The sequence below is a fragment of the Mesorhizobium sp. J8 genome, from assembly GCF_016591715.1.
Lineage (GTDB): Bacteria > Pseudomonadota > Alphaproteobacteria > Rhizobiales > Rhizobiaceae > Mesorhizobium.
Genome location: NZ_AP024109.1, coordinates 3,081,032 through 3,101,258, shown reverse-complemented (window position 1 = coordinate 3,101,258; position 20,227 = coordinate 3,081,032). Strand labels below are relative to the sequence as shown.

17 protein-coding genes are annotated in these 20,227 nt (G+C 62.2%); 7 read left to right on the top strand and 10 right to left on the bottom strand.

Annotated features, from left to right (window positions below; genetic code table 11):
- Positions 1-36: 36 nt before the first annotated feature.
- From MJ8_RS14640 to MJ8_RS14625, 4 genes are read right to left on the bottom strand one after another with little or no spacing between them, the layout of a single operon-like run.
- Positions 37-1,065 (bottom strand): SAM-dependent methyltransferase, encoded by a 1,029-nt coding sequence (locus MJ8_RS14640; protein WP_201415024.1) that lies wholly within the window; start codon positions 1,063-1,065, stop codon positions 37-39.
- A gap of 2 nt (positions 1,066-1,067) precedes the next feature.
- The gene (locus tag MJ8_RS14635; protein ID WP_201415023.1) at positions 1,068-1,892 is read right to left on the bottom strand and encodes a DUF1295 domain-containing protein; all 825 of its coding nucleotides are present in this window, start codon (positions 1,890-1,892) and stop codon (positions 1,068-1,070) included.
- Positions 1,893-1,901: 9 nt separating this feature from the next.
- Positions 1,902-2,555 (bottom strand): ChrR family anti-sigma-E factor, encoded by a 654-nt coding sequence (locus tag MJ8_RS14630; RefSeq protein WP_201415022.1) that lies wholly within the window; start codon positions 2,553-2,555, stop codon positions 1,902-1,904.
- A complete protein-coding gene (locus tag MJ8_RS14625) occupies positions 2,552-3,208 on the bottom strand; it encodes a sigma-70 family RNA polymerase sigma factor (RefSeq protein ID WP_201415021.1) in 657 nt (218 codons plus the stop codon). The genes MJ8_RS14630 and MJ8_RS14625 overlap by 4 nt, the downstream gene beginning before the upstream one ends.
- A 148-nt stretch (positions 3,209-3,356) precedes the next feature.
- Between MJ8_RS14625 and MJ8_RS14620 the strand changes: the two genes are divergently transcribed.
- The 3 genes from MJ8_RS14620 to MJ8_RS14610 are packed head-to-tail and all read left to right on the top strand — an operon-like array spanning position 3,357 to position 6,729.
- Positions 3,357-4,691 (top strand): NAD(P)/FAD-dependent oxidoreductase, encoded by a 1,335-nt coding sequence (locus MJ8_RS14620; protein WP_201415020.1) that lies wholly within the window; start codon positions 3,357-3,359, stop codon positions 4,689-4,691.
- Positions 4,688-5,488: a DUF1365 domain-containing protein gene (locus MJ8_RS14615; protein WP_412177102.1), complete on the top strand. Its 801-nt coding sequence runs from the start codon at positions 4,688-4,690 to the stop codon at positions 5,486-5,488. The genes MJ8_RS14620 and MJ8_RS14615 overlap by 4 nt, the downstream gene beginning before the upstream one ends.
- Positions 5,488-6,729, top strand: coding sequence for an SAM-dependent methyltransferase (locus MJ8_RS14610; protein WP_201415018.1), 1,242 nt, complete (start codon positions 5,488-5,490; stop codon positions 6,727-6,729). The genes MJ8_RS14615 and MJ8_RS14610 overlap by 1 nt, the downstream gene beginning before the upstream one ends.
- Positions 6,730-6,870: 141 nt before the next feature.
- On the opposite strand, the gene MJ8_RS14605 is transcribed toward MJ8_RS14610, so the two are convergent.
- A complete protein-coding gene (locus MJ8_RS14605; RefSeq protein WP_201415017.1) occupies positions 6,871-7,359 on the bottom strand; it encodes a TspO/MBR family protein in 489 nt (162 codons plus the stop codon).
- A gap of 400 nt (positions 7,360-7,759) precedes the next feature.
- On the opposite strand from MJ8_RS14605, the gene MJ8_RS14600 reads away from it, so the two are divergent.
- Both MJ8_RS14600 and MJ8_RS32310 read left to right on the top strand, forming a co-directional pair.
- Entirely contained in the window at positions 7,760-9,136 is a 1,377-nt protein-coding gene (locus MJ8_RS14600; protein WP_201415016.1) for an HWE histidine kinase domain-containing protein, read from the top strand.
- Positions 9,137-10,073: 937 nt separating this feature from the next.
- Positions 10,074-12,329, top strand: a complete 2,256-nt coding sequence (locus tag MJ8_RS32310) for a hypothetical protein (RefSeq protein WP_225248260.1) — start codon at positions 10,074-10,076, stop codon at positions 12,327-12,329.
- Positions 12,330-12,439: 110 nt separating this feature from the next.
- On the opposite strand, the gene MJ8_RS14590 is transcribed toward MJ8_RS32310, so the two are convergent.
- Positions 12,440-13,078: a hypothetical protein gene (locus tag MJ8_RS14590; RefSeq protein WP_201415015.1), complete on the bottom strand. Its 639-nt coding sequence runs from the start codon at positions 13,076-13,078 to the stop codon at positions 12,440-12,442.
- A 1,019-nt stretch (positions 13,079-14,097) separates the two neighbouring features.
- Between MJ8_RS14590 and MJ8_RS14585 the strand changes: the two genes are divergently transcribed.
- The gene (locus MJ8_RS14585; protein ID WP_201415014.1) at positions 14,098-14,364 is read left to right on the top strand and encodes a hypothetical protein; all 267 of its coding nucleotides are present in this window, start codon (positions 14,098-14,100) and stop codon (positions 14,362-14,364) included.
- An 86-nt stretch (positions 14,365-14,450) separates the two neighbouring features.
- Here MJ8_RS14585 and MJ8_RS14580 read toward each other — a convergent pair whose 3' ends face one another.
- From MJ8_RS14580 to MJ8_RS14565, 4 genes are all read right to left on the bottom strand, one after another.
- Complete coding sequence (locus tag MJ8_RS14580; protein WP_201415013.1) at positions 14,451-15,998, bottom strand: hypothetical protein; 1,548 nt, start codon at positions 15,996-15,998, stop codon at positions 14,451-14,453.
- 340 nt (positions 15,999-16,338) lie between these two features.
- On the bottom strand, positions 16,339-17,772 hold the full coding sequence (locus tag MJ8_RS14575; RefSeq protein ID WP_201415012.1) for an aldehyde dehydrogenase family protein: 1,434 nt from the start codon (positions 17,770-17,772) through the stop codon (positions 16,339-16,341).
- 172 nt (positions 17,773-17,944) lie between these two features.
- Positions 17,945-18,328 (bottom strand): ACT domain-containing protein, encoded by a 384-nt coding sequence (locus MJ8_RS14570; RefSeq protein WP_201415011.1) that lies wholly within the window; start codon positions 18,326-18,328, stop codon positions 17,945-17,947.
- A 29-nt stretch (positions 18,329-18,357) separates the two neighbouring features.
- Positions 18,358-18,822, bottom strand: coding sequence for a GNAT family N-acetyltransferase (locus MJ8_RS14565; RefSeq protein WP_201415010.1), 465 nt, complete (start codon positions 18,820-18,822; stop codon positions 18,358-18,360).
- 445 nt (positions 18,823-19,267) lie between these two features.
- Between MJ8_RS14565 and MJ8_RS14560 the strand changes: the two genes are divergently transcribed.
- On the top strand, positions 19,268-20,227 hold the full coding sequence (locus tag MJ8_RS14560) for a YeiH family protein (protein WP_201415437.1): 960 nt from the start codon (positions 19,268-19,270) through the stop codon (positions 20,225-20,227).

The following is a 20,227-nucleotide window of genomic DNA, read 5'->3' as shown; positions in this document are numbered from 1 at the left end:
CCGACACGGCGCCACAGTCGCCGAAGGCCATCCATGTCAGCCGGCCGGCCGCAGCAGATAGTGGCTGACGCCCCATTCCTTGCCGCCAGCATGGCCGAACAGGCCTTCGGTAGCTAGATAGAACAGCCGCCAGCGCCGGAGCCATAGCGCTGCGTCCGGTCCGTAGACATCGGCGAGGATTTGGTCGATGCGCCCACGGTTCTCGTCGAAGCGCTCCAGCCATTGCCGCGCCGTGCGCGCATAATGCACGCCGTTCCACCGCCAGTCGCGCTCGATGTTGAAGCAGTCAGGGAAATGCCCGATCAACCCGTGACTCGGCATGATGCCGCCAGTAAAGAAATGCTGCGCGATCCAGTCCGCTTCATCGCGATGGTCGAAACGGTAGGGACTGTGGCGGTGGCTGAAGACGTGGACAAATAGCCTGCCTTCCGGTTCCAGCCAGCCGCGGATGCGCGCCAGCAGGTTGCGCCAGTTGGACATATGCTCGAACATCTCGACCGACACCACCCGGTCGAACCGGCCTTGTGGCTCGAAGGCGTTCATGTCGGCAGTTATGACTTTGACGTTGCTCAGGCCACGCGCAGAAGCTTCGCCCTCGATGTACAGGCGCTGCGGCGCGGAATTGGATACCGCGACGATACGGGCCGCCGGAAAGCGCTGCGCCATGAAAAGCGTCAGCGAGCCCCAGCCGCAGCCCAGCTCGAGAATGGACTGCCCGTCGCGAAGTTCGGCATGCTCGACGGTCTGCTCCAGCGCGGCAATCTCGGCCTCGGCCAAGCTCTCGCTTCCGCTCAGGTAGAGGCAGCAGGAATATTTGCGGTTGGGGCCGAGCGTCAGCGCAAAGAATTCGGGCGGAAGTTCATAGTGCTGCTCGTTAGCGGCCACCGTGTGTTCGGCGATGGAATAGCGCACCATGTCGCTGGCAAAGCGTTTCTCCTCGATAGCAGCTGCCCTTGCTAGCCGCCGGCGCGTCTTTCCGACCAGGACGCCGATGCCGTAACGCGTGGCGGTATCCGGGATCGGCGCGCGCTCGACGGCGCGGATGGCGGTTGAGATCAGGCTCACGGTCATCTCCCTGCCTTGATAGGTGCCGCTTTCGGCGCGCCCGGCCAGAAGGCGTTGACGCGCGCCTGGTAGCGCCGGAACTGATCGCCGCGCGAGCGCAACATATGCGCTTCGAGCGGCGGGATGCCCGAGACATGGACCAGCAGCCAGTACATCAGCACCGGCCCGGCAAGCGCGGCAAAGCCCCAGGGATTGACTGGCTGGGTACCGACCGCGATTGCGGCGTAAGCGATCCAGCCCAGCCATTCGAAGAAGTAGTTCGGATGCCTGGACAGGCCCCACAGGCCGATATCGCAGACCTTCCCCTTGTTAGCCCGATCGGTGCGAAAGGCCTTCAGTTGACGATCAGCGAGCGCCTCGCCGCCGACAGCCACCAGTATGATCACAATGCCAGTCAGGTCGCTGAAACCAAGTTCCGGTGCCGGGTTGTGGGCCGCGGCCATGATTGCCATCACCAGCAGGAAGGCAGCCGCCGCCTGAATCTGGAGAAACCAGAACAGCCGGGATGCAAAGGCGGCACCCCACTGCTGCCTGAGTTGACCATAACGCGGGTCGTCACGGCCGTCGCCAATGGTGCGCATCGCAATATGGAGACCAAGCCGGAGCGACCAAGCCAGCGCCAAGGTGGCGACAAGCCATTGACGCCACTCATTGTCGGCTTCAGCGGTGGCGAAGAGCGCCGCATAGGCGCCGAAGATTCCGACCGCGAACGACCAGATCGCGTCGACCCAACCAGACCGGCCGGTGCGGATCGCGATCAGCCACGCCATAGCCATGGTCAAGGCAAGACCGACGGCGGCAACGACGATGGCTGCGACGATGCCCATCTATGACGTTCAACCGCCGAACAGCGGCTGGATCAGCCTGCCAAAGAAGCCACGCAGCTTCGTGTGGCCCTCGACCGCGGCAATGCAGATGCATTCGCCGTCCTTGTCCACGATCGGCTGGTGCTGGACCTGATCGTCGGCCTCGTCGAGATCCCCAGGGCCGTAGCGGCCGCGCGCATCGTGGAAAGCCCCTTTGAGCACATGGGTGTATTCCAAGCCAACATGGGTGTGTTCCGGGAGCCGGCGACCGGCAGTAACCTTCAGGAGCATGACGTTGGCCCTGTCATCTTCGGGCAGCGTCACGCGGCTCCAGCGCACGCCAGGTCCGATCCAGCGCCATGGGCCGATCCCACAATCGTCCAGCACCTGGGGCAAACGGATGCCGATATCTGCCCGCGGCAACCTCTGCCTCGGCGCCGCTGCGCCACGACCAGCCACGTTGGCGTCGATCGCCCCCATCACGCGATCGAGGGCCCCGGTTTCCACGGGTTCCGGCTCGATGTCATGCAGCCACGATCCGCCCACGGCTTCGTACTCGCCTATGCGAGAGGAGCAGGTTTCGCAGCCACCAACATGGACCGCCACCACGATCTGCGGGCCAGGTTCCAGCGAGCCATTGGCGTAGCGGAACAGCGTCTCATCACTTGGATGATGCTTGATCATTTGAGGTCGTCCAGGATTTGGCGCAGGCGGCCCAGAGCCAACCTGACGCGCGATTTGACAGTACCGAGCGGGATGCCGACCGCATCCGCAATCTCAGATTGGGTTTCCTCGCCGAAGAACGATTTCTTCAGGACGTCGGCCTGCTCGGGCGGCAGCAGTGCAATTGCGGTTCGCACCCGCTCTTCCCGTTCGGCCGCGATTATCATCTGCTCGCCCGAAACCGGCTCATCCGGTTCGTCGGAGCGGTCGAAAGCCTCAGTAATCGCCGCGGACCTGCCGTCACGGCGCAGCCGGTCGATCCGCGCATTTCGGGCGATGGTGAATATCCAGGTAGACGCCCCCGCACGCGCAGGATCGAAGTAGGACGCCTTCTTCCAGACCAACAGCATGGTCTCTTGCGCGACGTCCTCGGCGACAGACGCCGTCATTCCGCTGCGCCTGAGGAAGGCCTTAAGCCGCGGCGCATAGAAGGCGAACAAAACCGCGAAGGCTGCGCGGTCGCGCTTTGCCGCAACTGCCATCAGCAAACGGCTCGCTTCCAGCGGCGACAGAAGTTCTTGATCCGCGCGCACGGTCATCGCCAATCCGGTCTTCGCAGGATCGAAGGCGAGAATGGCTTTGTCGGCAATGAAAAAATGTCCCGATGCATTCATGCGTCCTTTTACGCGCGGCAACCTTTTTCGGATCACAAGCCGCGCAACGGCTGCCGAAGACGGTGATCCACAACACGCACCGCTGCGTAGAAATCGAAATTAGGGGAGGAAGGCGAACCCTTCCATAGCGAATCTGAGGGCCGATCGCATGCATTTGGAAGCGGACAAGCCGATGGACATTGCGGTCGTCGGTAGCGGCATTTCCGGGCTGTCCGCGGCATGGCTGCTTTCGACCCGCCACAGGGTCTCGCTGTTCGAGGTGGATCGACGTCTCGGCGGTCACAGCAACACCGTCCATGCCGGAGGCACACCCGTCGATACCGGCTTCATCGTCTACAACGAAGTCACCTACCCCAACCTGACGGCTTTGTTCGATCATCTCGGCGTGCGCAGCAAGGCCTCCGACATGTCCTTTGCCGTCTCACTGGATGGCGGCCGCCTGGAATATTCAGGAAGCGGGCTTGGCGGGCTGCTCGCGCAACCGTCCAATGTCGGCCGGCTGCGCTTCTGGCAAATGCTGAAAGAGCTGCTGCGCTTTTATCGCGAGGCGCCCCACGACATCGCACGCATCGGCGAGGTCAGCCTGACAGAATATCTCGACGCCAAGGGTTATAGCGCGGCATTTCGCGAAGATCACCTCTATCCGATGGCGGCAGCGATATGGTCGACACCGGCGCTGGAGGTAGGCAGCTATCCGGCCGCCGCTTTCATCCGCTTCTGCGAGAACCATGGCCTGTTGAAATTGGCAGGACGGCCGATCTGGCGCACGGTCGACGGCGGCAGCCGCAAATATGTCCAGCGGCTGGCCAAGAGCCTTGCCGGCCGCGCGTTTGTCGGGCGCGGCGTGCGCTCAATCACCAGGCGCGGCGATGCGGTCTGGCTCACCGACATGGAGGGCGTCGAGCAGCGTTTCGACCATGTCGTGGTCGCCACGCATGCCGACCAGGCGCTGCGCATGCTGTCCGATCCAAGCCACGAGGAAGGGCGGCTGCTCGGCAGTTTCGGATACAGCCGCAACGAAGCGGTGCTGCATGCGGACCCGCGTCTGATGCCACGCCGCAAGCGCGCCTGGTCGAGCTGGAACTATCTGACCGAATGCCAAGGCGAAACCCGAAAGCTATCGGTTTCGTATTGGATGAATAGGCTGCAATCCCTGCCCGACGACGAACAGCTCTTCGTTACCCTCAATCCCGTCGTGGAACCGGAGATCAATATGGTGCGGCATCGCGAAATCTACGAACACCCCATCTTCGATGCCGCCGCGATCCGTGCACAGCAGAAGCTGTGGTCCTTGCAGGGCAGCCGCAACACCTGGTTCTGCGGCGCCTATTTCGGCGCTGGCTTCCACGAGGATGGCCTGCAGGCCGGCCTTGCGGTTGCCGAGGCGCTGGGCGGGGTTCGCCGGCCCTGGAGCGTGACCAATGAATCGGGCCGTATCCACATCAGTGACGCCGCAACGCGGCACCACCTTGCGGCAGCGTGATGCCGAAACTGCGGTCAGCCCTCTATGCCGGCAAGGTCATGCACCAGCGGCTGAAGCCGCGGCGCCATCGGCTGTCCTATCGCATGTTCTTCCTTCTGCTCGACCTCGACGAGATCGAGCTTTTGAGCAAGAGGCTTCACCTGTTGTCGCACAACCGGTTCAATCTGTTCGGCTTTGCCGATGCGGATCACGGCGATGGGTCCGGCGGAGCGCTGAAGGCCTACGTCGAACGTCAGCTTGAGGCGGCGGGCATCGAGAGTGGCGGTGCGATCCAGTTGCTCTCCATGCCGCGCATGCTCGGCTACGCCTTCAATCCGCTCAGCCTCTATTTCTGTCACAACCGGCACGGCGACATGCAAGCGATCCTCTACGAGGTCAACAACACCTTCGGCCAGCGCCACAGCTATCTCATCCCCGTCGGCGAGGCTCATGACGGCACCGTCAGGCAGCGTTGCGACAAACGCTTCTACGTTTCGCCTTTCATCGCAATGGGAATGGGCTACCGCTTCCGGATCGGCCTGCCGGGCGAGAGCGTCGCCATCCACATCACAGGCAGCGATGGCGAAGGGCCGCTGATCGTGGCCAGCTTCTCCGGAAAGCGCCGTGACCTAACCGATGGCGCGCTCATGCGCGCGTTCCTCTCCTATCCGCTGCTGACGCTGAAGGTGATCGCCGGCATCCATTGGGAGGCGCTGCTGCTTTGGGCAAAAGGCGTACGGCTCCAACAGCGCCCTGCCCCACCTCGTCATCCCGTCACCCATGTCGCCTTGCCTTATACCGAGAGAGACCGAGCCTGATGTCGCTGGATACTGAAAGCAGGGCTAAAGCCGATCCGTGGTCCGGCATATTCGTTGGCCCCGTCCTCAAACGGCTGATCGGCTGCCTAAAGGTCGGTAAGATCACCGTGCGCTTGCCGAACGGCGCGACGCTAGACCATCAGACAGGCAGGCCCGGCCCTGAAGCGACGGTCGTGCTCTATCGCTGGCGCGCATTGCGACGTCTGCTGGCGGGCGGCGATATCGCCTTTGCCGAGGCTTACATGGACTGCGACTGGTCGAGCCCTGACCTGACGGCACTCCTCGAACTCGCCGCGGTCAACATAGCCGAGATCGAGCATGCCATCACCGGCCTGCTGCCCGTCCGCCTGTTGAACCGCGCACGTCATCTTCTCCGGGCCAACAGCCGTCGCGGCAGTCGGCGCAACATTGCCTTCCACTACGACCTCGGCAACGAATTCTACCGCCTGTGGCTTGATCCGAGCATGACCTATTCATCGGCGCTCTACCGGGCCAACACCGATACGCTGGAAGAGGCGCAGGAGAATAAGCTCGACCGTGTCGCCGAGCTGCTCGCGGCGCATGCGGGTGCAGAGATCCTTGAGATCGGATGCGGCTGGGGTGCGCTTGCTGCGCGGCTCGCCAAGGCGGGCGCCAGCGTCAAGGGCATCACCCTCTCAACAGAACAACTTGCCTGTGCCAGGGACGTCGCTGAGAAGAGCGGCGTTCGCGACAAAGTCAAGTTGGAGCTGCAGGACTACCGCGATTGCGGCGGCGCGTTCGACGGCATCGTCTCCATCGAGATGCTGGAAGCGGTGGGAGAGCACTACTGGCCGGCCTATTTCGACAAGCTGCGGCGATTGCTGAAACCCGACGGCAAGGCGGTGCTGCAGGTGATCAGCATCGACGACAGCCGCTTCGAGAGCTATCGCAGGAACCCAGACTTCATTCAGCGCTATATCTTTCCGGGCGGCATGCTGCCCACCAAGGCGCTGATCGTTGCGCATGCTCAGGCCGCGGGCTTGAAACTCGCATCGTCAGAATTTTTCGGGGAGAGCTATGCACGCACGCTTGCTGAATGGCGCAGTCGCTTCCGACAGAACTCGGCTGCCGTTCTGGCCCTCGGTTTCGACCGCCGTTTCCGCCGCATGTGGGAATATTACCTTGCCTATTGCGAGGCCGGTTTCAAAAACGAGATGATCGACGTGGGACTGTTCGTTTTCGAAGTCGATCAATCATGGCCAGTCCCAGGTTCAGGCTGAATTTTGGATGGCCGAACGCTAGCAGCGGGGGTTGATATCCTCTGTTAAGAGGTTCGTGACGACGGCCTGACTCATTCGGTCCGTATGTCCGACGATCGCAAAAGAGAGATCACACTATATGAGGAACACATTGTTTCGCGGTCAAAGGTTCAGTCGCCAGATTTCAAAGTTAAGTACGGACGCAAACGCAACCCACACAGCCAGCGGCACCAAACATATAGCCGCCACAAGATCGATTTTGCGGAAGCAGATTATCGTCCCCATGATCAATAGCCACTGTGGCAAGATGTTCAGTAAGCCAGCGAAGGGACTATGGAGCCCAAAAAATAGCCAGGACCATAAGGCGTTCAGTGCGAGCTGAGTGAAAAAGAGATGCAGCCCGGTCCGACGTTCACCGTACCTCCTCCCGACTTTCAGGATGCGCCAAACCGAACAGGCCATCAACACATACAAGATCGTCCACACCGGGGCGAAAATCCAATTCGGAGGGTTGAACCATGGCTTGGCAAGTCCAGCGTACCAAGAGCCGAGGTTGGGATAAGTCGCTAACTGCCCCAGGATTGAGGCGGCAACCACCGGAAGCGTGGCGATGGCAACCCTGGACAACCAAGGCAACCGTCCGCGCTTCATGTGGCTCTCTTGACTATACTGCCGCGTCATTGCCCAAATTTCGAATCCAGCACTCAAATGGTCGTCGCTGGTACGCTCAGGATGAATGGTTGGATCATTGTACTCCGGAAATAGTCGCGCGCCCTGCTACCAAGGCCCGTGAGATCGCTTGGTGGAACGACCGGCGGAGGCATGGCCCCGCCGCGCGACCACCCCCACCGCCAACAGAGTTTTGTCGCAGAGCACGGATACTTTAGCGATTTTGCGCGTTAGTGCGGCCATGGGGACCGGTTCCAGCTCAACATCCTGGCCTACGGGCAATGGCGAGGTCGCCGGATTAATCCGCAACTACGGGTGGAATTCGAGCCCTCTCGGCCCGCCTCAGAGGTGGACGCCGAGCCTGCGCACCACGGTCGACCTGATGCTGGCCTCCGAGGCCCAGATCGTGCTTTTCTGCGGGCCGGATTTCGTTGCGCTTTACAACGACGCCTACGCACCGACCATTGGTGACAAGCATCCGCGGGCGCTCGGCCGGCCGGCGCGGGAGAACTGGGCGGAGCTGTGGGACGACCTCGAGCCGCTGCTCAACGGCGTGCTCACCACCGGCAAGACGTTCTCGGCCAGGGACCGGCCTTTCTACATCGAGCGCTCGGGTGGGGTGGGCGAGACGGTGTATTTCGACGTTTCCTATTCGGCGGTGCGGGCGCAAGACGGCTCGGTCGAGGCAGTGCTGTGCATCGTCTCGGAGACCACGGCGCGGGTGCTCGCAGCGACGCGACTGCGCGAGAGCGAGCAGCGGTTCCGGGCGCTGGTCGACGCCAGCTCCGACATGATCTATCGGATGAGCGCGGACTGGCAGGAGATGCATGAGCTGGAGGGCCACGGTTCCGTGTCGACTGCCGAAAGGCGGACGGTTCGCTGGCGCGAGACCTATCTCTTTCCCGAGGATATACCCAACGTCGAGGCGGCTATCGGCCGGGCGATAGCCGGGCGCTCTGTATTCGAGCTGGAGCACCGGGTGCGGCGCGCCGACGGGAGCGTCGGGTGGACTCTGTCGCGCGCCGTTCCCATCCTCGACGAGCACGGAGCGATCCAGGAATGGTTCGGCATGGCCACTGACGTCACTGCAACGCGCGCCAGCGAGCAGCATATCCGGCTGCTGATGCGCGAGGTGAACCACCGCGTCAAGAACCAGTATGCGATCATCCTGTCGATGATCCGCGAGACCGCCAAGCGGGCGAAGGACGCGCGCCTGTTCGAGCATCAGATTCGCGAGCGCATCATGGCGTTGTCGCGCTCGCACGATCTTCTAGTGGTGAACGACTGGCACGGCGCCGGCATGTCCGACCTCGTGCGTGAGCATCTGAAGCCCTTCGCTCATGACGAGCGTGTTGAGCTGTCGGGGCCGGAGTTGACCCTGCGCCTCAACGCCGTGCAGAACATCGGGATGGCGCTGCATGAGCTCGGTACCAACTCCACCAAATACGGCGCGCTTTCAGGAGACAGCGGCGCGGTTCGGGTGAGCTGGCGAATGCCCACGAACGCCGAGGATCGCAGCCAGTTCGAGCTGGTCTGGGAAGAGCGCACGGCGCAGGCCGCGGAGCCAGTCGAGGACGAGCCGCATCTGGGCTTCGGTAGTGTCGTGCTGCAGCGGGTCGTGCCCACCAGCCTCTCCGGCAGCGCCTCGCTAGAACGACAGCCCGGCTTTCTGCGCTGGACGCTCACGGCGCCGCTGGACAATGTGGTCGTCGCGCCGGCAGGGCTGGATGATCGGAGCGGCGAAATAGCGCCGGCTTAAGGGCGGCACTGGCTTACGCCCGCTACCTGTTTCTAGGAAGCCGGTCTCTCGCATCATCCCCCGCATCCCGTGCCGAGAATCGTCGGTGGCCAGACTTTATGTGCTGGCGCGATTACCGCAATCGGCGCAGGAGAGATGACGAGGCTCCGAAGCCGTGTCCGCTTTCAGGGGATGGCAATGACGGACCGCCACGACCCGAAATAGGCGCGAAGCTGCCGTCCGCACAGATGCCTCCCCACTTGCGCGAAGACCGAATCTACTGTCCGGCTTTGTCCATAAGCACCCGCAATTCGGGCTGAGGCGCGACCCAGAAAGTTCGAAAAGCTTCCAAGAACCCCAGCCAAACCGGATGCCCCGTGGACGACTTGGTTCCACAAGCTTCTTTCGCCGTCCCCATGTACGATTCTCCGGCTTCGCCGTGCAGCGATTTCACGCAGGAGACGCGTCTGTTCGACCAATGCGCAGACATTCGGATCGCCTATCGAGTTTGAACGGAGACTCAGACCCGCGAAAAGAGCGGGCATCACCATGGCCGTTCTGCATGGCCGGAAGTACTGCCGATGTGGTTGACCCTGGGGGTCTGTGACCTAGCTTAGAGTTCAGAATGGACCGTCCGGGCTCCCCAAAATGCGGATTGGAAACGCACCGCGGGAGAACTTCTGGGATATTGACGATGGAGAGGTGCGAGTCGGCTTTTCGGGCATTGATGGCGGCGACAACCGGCGGCCACGGTATCTTCGAGCTTCGGTTCGAGCGCACATCTTCTGCGCCGGCATCTTCTGCCGGCGCACGACAGCGCTCCGCAACGCAACAAATACATTCGCGCGGCACTGGAGGCCCGAAGCGGTGACAGCTTGGAGTGCAGCAGCAGCTCTAGCCAGCATCGGGGAGAAGACCCAAACACCGCTTCGCGAACTTAAGTTGCACCCAAGACCACATGGGCACGACGATGCCAAATCATCTTGCCGAAATTTACACAAATAACACAGATCTCGCCATCTCGGGCGCGATTGCGATACTCGTACTGGCTGGCGTCTTTCTTGTGCTCAGGCATGCCCTTGTCGCAGTGCTGCGGAGTCGCCCGAAACCAAATGCCTACCTGAAGGAATGCAAGCCTGTTCCGCTCGAGGAGGTTCCTTGGGTCTGGGAACGCCCGGTCGACCTTGCAACCGGACCTGGTTCTTCCCAGGCTGTCGTGCCCTCGGATGCGGATGCCCGGCCTCAGGATGCAAACTACCGTCAGTTCGGGGTGCGAACCGAGCATTTCGAGATGATCTCCGAAGCTTGCGAGAGTTCGCCAGGCGACCTGGCCAATCCCTTCGCTTCCCCGACAAACATCGCTACGGCGTCACCTCCCCGTGTTCGCTGGCCTATCGGTCTTTTATCACGCCTGGGCATCGCCACGATCTGCCTGGCCGTGCCGCTTGGCTATACGATGACGAGACAAAACTGGGTCGAAAGCGTCCCCGCCATTTCGCAGGCCCAGAATCCCTCCAAGCCCGATCTTTCGCGATCCTTCGCGGTTCCGGCGAGCGCTGCATTGGATACGGAGGGACCAGCCCAGGGCGACGGGCGTACGAATGCCCAATCGCCTGGCCCGGATCTCGCGGCTGCCAAGGCTGAAGTCGAGGCTGCTCGTGCTCAGGCATCCGCTGCGAGGGATCTGGCCGGCCAGGAGCACCGAACTGTGGAAGAAGAGCGCGCCAGAAGCGCCTCTCTGCAGAGTGCGCTCTTGGAATCGCGCAAGCAGGTCGACGCGCTGAGGACAAGCATGGCGGCAGCCGAGAACGCATACGGGGAGCGTTTGCGCAACGAACTCGTGGCAGCCCGCACGTATGACGCATTGCAGCGCATTGCGGGAGACGCTCGCAGGCTGCTGGGCGAGAGCATCAACTATGTCGTTACGCAGTTGCCGGCTGCTCATCTGGAGCGTCAGCGAACCGAATTGATAGCGCGCGACCTATACCAAGCGCGGGCGCAAATTTCACAGCTTCAGGCCACGGCCGCCGAGGACCGTGCCAGTGCCAAGGCCTCGCTTGCGCAAGTGAACGGAGCGCTTGACGACGAGCGCCGGAAGTCGAAGGACCTTCGTGGCGACCTCGCCGAAATGGAACTGTCCAAGGCCGCGATCGCGGATAAGGCTGAGCGGGAACGAACCGGTGCAGCCACAGCGAGAGAACGGTTGGAGCAGACCGCAACCGGGACTGCGCAGACCCTCGCCAGAGAACGCGCTTCCGCAGCATCGACTCGCGAGGACCTCGATAAAGCCCGCCTCGAGCGCGACGCGGCTGAACAGGAACGAGCCAACGCGGTCAAAGCAAAAGAGCGTGCGGAGCAGACCGCAGCCGAGACGGCGCAGGCTCTGACACGAGAACGCGCTTCCGCAGCATCGACCCGCGAGGACCTCGATAAAGCCCGCCTCGAGCGCGACGCGGCTGAACAGGAACGAGCCAACGCGGTCAAAGCAAAAGAGCGTGCGGAGCAGACCGCAGCCGAGACGGCGCAGGCTCTGACACGAGAACGCGCTTCCGCAGCATCGATCCATGAGGACCTTAATAAAGCTCTCCTCGAGCGCGACGCGGCCGAACAGGAACGAGCCAGGGCTGTGTCAGCAAGAGAGCGTGCCGAGCAGACCGCAACCCAGACCGCGCAGGCTCTGACACGGGAACGCGCTTCCGCAGCATCGATCCATGAGGACCTTAATAAAGCTCGCCTCGAGCGCGACGCGGCTGAACAGGAACGAGCCAGGGCTGTGTCAGCAAGAGAGCGTGCCGAGCAGACCGCAGCCCAGACCGCGCAGGCTCTGACACGGGAACGCGCTTCCACAGCATCGACCCGTGAGGACCTTAATAAAGCGCGCCTGGAGCGCGGCACGTCCCCAGCACTTTCAGGAGAGGTCGCCAGGCTGAACGAAGCTCTGGACAACCAGCGCGAAGCCACTATTTCTCTGGCCCGCGAGCTGGCTGCCAAACGCGCGGACAATGACAAGCTCAGGACTGAGCGCCGCAGCGCGCAAATTGAGCCGCCGCAGCAGCCTCGCTCTGGCCGCGCATCGGCCGGCACCGGTCAGATGAAGGCTATCAGCCAGAAGACGACAACGCGCAGCAAGCGTCGCAACTCCTCGCGGGTGGTCCGCGTGCGTACTATCACGCTTCCGTTTGCCCTCCGGCCAATACACCCGACGTCGGATTGAATTCAAAACGATTGCGACGAGGGTGAAGGTCCAGTCATTGGCCTGCACCATTCGCAACACACAGAGGCCGGAAAAGGGGGATGAATTCGCAAAGAGTTCCGCGCTCTGCGCTATGTCAGACCGATCACGCTACCTTTCGCGTTCAATTCGCACCCGACCGGCGCCTGACGCGTCTCCACCCGTCCCTGATGCATATAGTCGATGCTGACCTGAATGGGGGCCGAGATCTTGCGTTGGCTCAACCGACGTATGGAACCTGCGCTGCTGACGCGCACAATGGCCGCACCAAACTTGGCGGCGGCCTGCTCGATTGCGTCCTGACAGGCGCGAACGACCTTATCCGGGACACCCGGCAGCGCTTCCATCGGGTGGACTGCTGATAGAACAGTGTTGTCTTCGAGAGGCTGCAGGGCGGGCGGGAGGTCGAGCGAATGTCCGCCGTTTGTGGACAGGTCGACAATGGCAGCTGGAGTTGACGGTATTGAGGCCGTTGGAGTGCTGCTGATCCCGTCATCGTTCGACGCCGGACTGCCGCTGTCGCCGACGGGATCGCCGGGATCGCCGGCAGATCCTTTGCCCTTGCCTTTGCCGCCGTTGTCGTGGCTGCCATGACCTCCATGATCACCCTGATGGCCGCCACCATCATGCCCTCCGCCGTGCGGGCCGGCGGCTGCAGTTCCAGCACAAGCTACCGCGATAGAACAAGCAAATGCAAAATAAGCCAAGCTGAATCCAAGGGATTGACGCACGGTAGTCTCCAAATGTGCCCAGCCGTGCTTGCGCGGCATGCGGTCAGAACGTCTAAACCGCCGCTGCCCAAGGCAAAAACTCGCGAATACGGTGCCCACGGAATTAACTAGTGGATGAATCCGCTGCATCAAGGATGCTGTGGAGGGGCGATCGATAGCGGCAACACAGCAATTTTTCCCAAGACCCAGAAACCACAACGCCGCAAATTATCGCGGGGATGTTTGAGCTTGTTGGCTTTCAGATAATCGGACGATTTGACCAAGCAGGCGGTCGTCACTAGCGAACGGCTCCAGCCGGATGGATAATACGCCTGTTCTCCGTCTTGATGTCGCGGAAGCGGAACAGCCTTAACCCGGCATAGGCGGCGGTGGCCGATCCCCTCGTCCACGCGGCAGGTGTCGGCACGATGAAGCCGACTTCGGCCAGGGTGGAAAAGACTTGGATTTCTGTCCAGGTCCCCAGCCACTCTCTCCGCGTCGGTCGCCGACCAATGGGAATGCGTGCCGACGCCGCCCTATCCGAACCGCGTCCCGGCGTAGGCAGCCTTCAATCGCTCATTTCGAGCCCTTCACGGCCAAGTGCCGATGCCGTTCGAAGATCGCCAGTTTGTGCCCGTATGTCATCGGCACCTCGGATCGGCACCCTTCGCATCTGAACGTCTTGATGCTCTTGATCCAGGAGCCCTTCCTGACGATCGTCCTGGAGCAGCGTTGACATTGGAACATCAAGTTCTTGTCATGCAGGTCATTTGACAGGGGCATGGTCCCTCCTCGCCGAGCAGGCTGTACCGGCACGCCTTCGCGAGGCTATAGCAAACGCTGCGCACAGAACCGTGACGGAAGTCACATGCAGAAGTTGCCCCCCGCACCAACGCTCCCTCAATTCCTTCTGTTGGGCGCATATATTAGCAATCAACGATGTATTAACGCCTATCGTGCAGCGTGCTCGAATCGGGAATTCCCGATCGACGATCCGGCACTCGGTGTGCCGAGACGCTCGACCGATGCGGAGCAAACGCATGAGTGTCGAAACAGCATTGGCGCAGCTATTGCGCATGATCCACCGTCGCGCCCTGAATTTGGCGGCACTGCCAGACGATGAGAGAGATCCATACTACGACAGCATCCGCCGATCCTGTTGCGGAGCGGCCGAGCACATCGGTCAATCCCCCGACAACGCCGCGATTACCGCAAACAGCATGGTGGAATTTACCCGGGCGATGGTCGGTATCATCGAGGCGGGCGCGGATAAACCGCAACCTCGACACCTTGCGCGTGACCTATGAGCCTTTCGCGCGGCGGATGAATTCCTGAAGCGCAGGCATGGGTCGGCCCCGCGCGGGAACTGGGGAGCTTCTATCGCATCGGGCCGCTACTGGAACTCGCTCAGCGGCAAGCTGATATCGTTGCACAGATTGCTGCAGAAGCTTTGAAGGGAGGTGCGATCTATGCCGATCTGGCGGGCGCGCGCGAAAGCCTCCTTCGCCTCTTTGATCTTGTTGGCTTTCAGATAATCGGACGATTTGACCAACCAGGCGGTCGTCACCAGCGAACGGCTCCAGCCGGATGGATAAAGCGAATACGCCTTTTCTCCGTATTTGATGGCGCCGTCGATGTCGCGGAAGCGGAACAGCCTTAACCCGGCATAGGTGGCATTGGCCGGGCCGGAGGTTGCGTTCACCTCCAGGTCGCGCAGGTAGATCCTGTCAGCGACATTGCGGTCGCCTCCCCAGTAATAGGCGAGCGCGAGCAGGGTGTCCTCGGGAAGATTCCGCCTCTGGTAAAGCTTCATCACGTCGACATAGCGGCCCTGCGCAAACAGCAACTGAGCTTCGTGATAGCCGACCGACGTGGCATCGTAGCCTTTGAGACCGGCTTCATCGAGCAGCTTGGTCATGGCCCCGACGTCGCCGAGACTGAGGGCCAGATCAAATCGGGTACCCCATATTTTCTCCGCAAGTTGCGGATCATTGCCGACCTTGTCGAGGATCACGATCGCGGCTGCGGCGTAGTCCGGCCGGTATTGAGGCCTGACGCCATCATTGTACATATAGCCAATGGTCAGATCGAGGCGCGCGATTTCGTACCAGAGAGCATTCGACAAGGCTTGCTTGGCTTGAAGTCGTTTGGTGATCTCCGTCAGAGCATCCAGCAGACCCGGCTGGTAGCTGTAGCCAGACAGGCATCCGTCGATGAGCTCGGCGAGCCTATCCGTGTCCGGCTCGAGCGCCAGTATCTGATCGGCCAAGGCAATCGCGGCGTCGTGGCTGGTTACACCTTGCAGGTTGGTGATCGCGAGGATTGCGCCAACCATCGCCTTGGTGTTTCCGGCCGTCTTGGGTAGTGCCGTCCTGGCCCACCCCAGCGCCTCCTGACGGTGATCCAACCGCTCGAGCATCAGGGACCAGGTGAGGTCGACCCAAGGGTTCGCGGCGTCCAGGGCAAGCGCCTTGTCGAGCTGCTTGCGGGCGCCGGCCGGATAGCCGGAATAGATATAAGTCCGCGCCGCATAGACATAGGCCGGCGGATAGGAAGGGTCGAGACGCTCCAGTTCTTCGAAGACGATGAAGAAGGATTTGCTCGACAGGGCAACTCCCATGCGGCTGGCAATCCTCATCCACTCCGCGCGGGTGGCCTCGACGCGGGCGGGAACGAAATCCGGGTGCGCGCTGACGAAGGCCTGAAGATCGGCCTTGATCTTGTCGGCCTTGTCGGCGGTCCAGCCATCGACCGTGCCGACAAGCTGCGTGAATTTTTGCCGGTCCGCCTCTGGGAGCTTTTCCAGCCACGGCTGCCCCGCCCAGGCGACACCCAATTGCACGCCCAACATCAGAACGGATGCCAGAAAAGACGCTACCCAGGTTTTGACTGTCCAGAAACGCATGTCGTTCCCACCGGTTTTAACGCGGCAAGAATGCACTGCGCCCCGTTAACGCCGGCGCAAACCGATTGTTCGAGTTTTACTGAGTTGTTCGCGGTTGGTTATTCGGTTGGCGCAGCAACCGGAACTATAGTTCTTTCCAATATGCAGGTGGATTGCAGGTTGATTGCCGCTTGGCGGCAGGAAGGAACGTTCCGTGGTCCTTCGAGCTCATCCGGATGGCCGTCTCATCCAGGCCAAGCGAGATATCAGCTCGCGCAGGGGCTGTTGAACATAGGGAGCAGTTTGCGACCGACAGGCTACAAAAAAGGCGCGGCTGAAACCCGCGCCTTTTCCATTCCTCAGCTTCGGCGATTGTCGGCTGAAAAAGAGTCGAGCCCTACTCCGCCGCCTCGTAACCCGCGATGCCCTTGATCTCGAGGAAATCCTCCAGGCCGTATTCGGCATATTCGCGGCCGTTGCCGGACTGCTTGTAGCCGCCGAAGGGCAGACCTGCGTCCCAGGTCGGATAGTTGATGTAGACATTGCCGGAGCGCATGCGCGCAGCCACCTCGCGCGCCTTCTCGATGTCCTTGGCCTGGATGTAGGAGGCCAGGCCATAGACGGTGTCGTTGGCCTGCTCGACCGCCTGCTCGACCGTGTCGTAAGGCATGATCGACAGCACGGGGCCGAAGATTTCCTCCCTGGCGATGCGCATGTCGTGCGTGACGTTGGCGAAGACGGTCGGGCGGACATAGTAACCGCGATTGAGCTCGGCCGGGCGGCCGGGGCCGCCGGCGACCAGCGTGGCGCCTTCGTTGATACCGCTTTGGATCAGATCCTGGATCTTGTCGAACTGAACCTGACTCACCACCGGGCCGAGCTTGGACGCGGGCGCGTCGGCCGGGCCGACGGTGAATTTCTCCGCCGCCTTCTTCGCATAGCCTGCCGCCTCGTCGTGACGGTCGCGCGGCACGAACATGCGGGTCGGCGCGTTGCAGGATTGGCCGCTGTTGGAGAAGCAGCCGGCGACGCCCTTGGTGACGGCCCGCTCCAGATCGACATCGGGGAACAGGATGTTGGCCGACTTGCCGCCGAGTTCCTGGTGCACTCGCTTGACCGTGTCGGCCGCCGCCTTGGCGACCAGGATGCCGGCGCGGGTCGAACCGGTGAAGGACATCATGTCGACATCGGGGTGGCTGGCCAAAGCCTGGCCGACCGTCGGGCCGTCGCCGTTGACGAGATTGAAGACGCCCTTCGGCACACCGGCCTCATCGATGATCTCGGCGAAGATGACGGCATCGAGCGGCGCGATCTCGGAAGGCTTGAGCACCATGGTGCAGCCCGCGGCAAGCGCGGGGCCGACCTTGCAGGTGATCTGGTTGAGCGGCCAGTTCCACGGCGTGATCAGGCCGACGACGCCGATCGGCTCCTTCACGATCAGCGAGGAGCCCTTGATGTGGCGGAACTGGAAGCTCTCCAGCACCTCGGCCATCTTTTCCAGATGCGCCTGGCCGACGCCGACCTGGCTGTCCAGCGCCATCTGGCGTGGCGCGCCCATCTCGCGGGACACGGCGAGCGCGAGGTCCCTGCTGCGCTTCTTGTAGATTTCAATGACGCGGTTGAGGATATCGAGCCGCTCCTCGACCGAGGTGAAGCCGAACGTCGCGAAGGCGCGCTTGGCGGCGGCCACCGCCTTGTCGACATCGGCCTTGGAACCCAGCGAAATCTGCGCGAAGACGTCTTCGTTCGAGGGATCGATGACGTCGAGCGTGCTTGGCACGACCGGATCGACCCAGGCGCCGTCGATATAGAACTGCAGATTGTGTGACATGGTTTCGCTCCGTGCGGGCCGGCGTTGCTCGATCGTGGTGAAGTCGTCGTCGTATATCGTCAGAAATAACGATGCGGCATGCGCCCTGTCAAACGCAAGCTTGAGCGATTGAGCCAGAACGTCAGGCGTTGCGCCAGAGCTGTGCGGCCGCGACAATCCGGATGGAATGAGGCTACAGCAACGTATGCCCTGCTTCGCCCAGCAAACGTATCGCCGCCGGCCCGTCCGAGGCCTTTACCAGCAGGTGGTCGCCGTCAAACGTGGACACCACGAAAATGCCCAGGCCGTTCTCCGACAGCGGCCGAACGACCGACAGGACGATGCCGGTTTCACCGAAGGCGAAGGGTCCTTCGAATTTGAAGGCGACCCAGTCGCTGTCCTGCCTGACGGTAGCCGGCACGCGCTCCTGCAGGCAGGCGATCGACAGTTCGTCCTCCGTCCTGCTGATGCTGACGAAGCCTGGCCCGTCCGCCCAATCGGGAATGCCCTCTCCAGCCTCAAGCCTCGAAATCGCATAAAGACCGGGAAGTTGCTTCAATCTGATCCGGGCAGCCATTCGTTGGACTCCCTCGCTGGTTTACGCGGTCATGGAAGAATCTTGCTCATATAGACGGTCGTGCCGCTCATGAACGGCTCCTCACGGTCGATCGCATAGCCGAGACTTTTGTACAGCAGCACATTCGCCTCGAAGGCGCCGTTGGTCAGCAGGCGAAGTTCGCGAAAGCCTGCTTCGACGGCCGCGCGCTCGGCGCTTTCAAGCAGCTTGCGCCCGATACCCCTGCGCTGCGCTTCGGACGCCACGGCGACGTTCTCGATCCACAGATGGTCGTCATGCACGATGGTTTCGATCAGGCCGACGATGCGGCCGTTCTCCGTAGCGAGGTTGAATTGGTGCTCCTGAATCGCCTTGTCGTAATCGGCGCGCATCGGCAAGGGCTCGCGGCCGATCACCGGCACCCATTTGGCATAGGCTTCGCGGACGATATCGCGGATGGCGGCGGCATCCGCCGCCTCGGCCGGCCGGAACCGGATGGAAGAATCGATGGTCATTGCAAAGCTCCAGATATGAAAACCCCGCCGGCTGAAATCGCGGGCGGGGCAGGAAACGAACGAACCGGATCTATCGTATCGGGTTTATCGTCGCGCAATCAGCCGGCCGCTCCGCACTCGGCGAAGGCGGCGTCGCTTGGCAATGGCGGGCGCGAGGGTAGCCATCGCGGCAAGCTGGAGGAGGAACCGGCAGGCGTCAAGGCTCGGCCGGCGCCGGTCGTTAGGCCACCAGTTGGCAGCTCACCAATCGTTCGTAAAAATCGATCATTATAACTCTAATAATTCGTTGGAAAGATTGGTTCGGGAATGGCATTCCGACGCCGACCGCGCCTGGAGAATTCGATTGTCTTTCCTGCCTGCCACTGCGAACGATCTTCCAGATCACTTGAACTCGGCCGCCGCCGGGCGCAGGCACCCTGCCCTGACCGCGATCTCGGCCGGCATTATGCCGGGACTGGTGCTGGTGGCGATGATCACCTGCGTCGCCTATTCGGCGCGCGGCTTCTCCGGCCTCACCTTGCTCAGTCCGATGATCCTCGCCGTCGTAGCCGGCATGATCTATTCCAACGTGCTCGGCCTTCCCGCCCATGCCAAGGCCGGCATCGCCTTTTCGCAAAAGCGCCTGTTGCGCTTCGCCATCGTGCTGCTCGGCTTCCAGCTCACGCTCGGCCAGGTGGCGGGCATCGGCCTTGGCGGCGTCGGCATCGTCGCCGCCACGCTCGGCGCCACCTTCCTCTTCACCGTCACGCTTGGACGGCTGATCGGCGTCGACCGTAAGCTTGCGCAACTGATCGCCGCCGGCACCTCGATCTGCGGCGCCTCGGCGATCGTCGCCGCCAACATCGTCACCGACGCGCGCGACGAGGACGTCACCTATGCCGTTGCGGCGATCACGCTGTTCGGCACCATCGCCATGCTCGGCTTCCCGCTGCTGGCACCCGTGCTCGGGCTCGACCAGCATGCTTTCGGCCTGTGGGCAGGCGCCTCGATCCACGAGGTGGCTCAGGTGATCGGCGCCGGCTTCCAGAACGGCACGCTTGCCGGCGAGACCGCGACCGTCGCCAAGCTGACACGCGTCGCCATGCTCGCGCCGACGGTGATCGCGCTCGGCCTGATGGCGCGCCGCGGCAACACGGACGCTTCCGGCGCAAAGCCGCCGATGCCCTGGTTCGTCGCGGCCTTCGTAGCCGTCGTGGCGCTGAACAGCCTGGTCGCGATCCCGGCGCAGATCCATTCGGCGATCGCCTTGGCCGCGCAGATCATGCTGACCATGGGCCTCGCCGCCATGGGTCTGCAGGCCGGCATTTCGGAGCTTCGCTCGCGCGGCCTGTGGCCGCTGATGCTGGCCTTCTCGGCTTTCCTCTTTATCGCGGGGTTCAGCCTGACGCTGGTGAAGTTCGCGTAA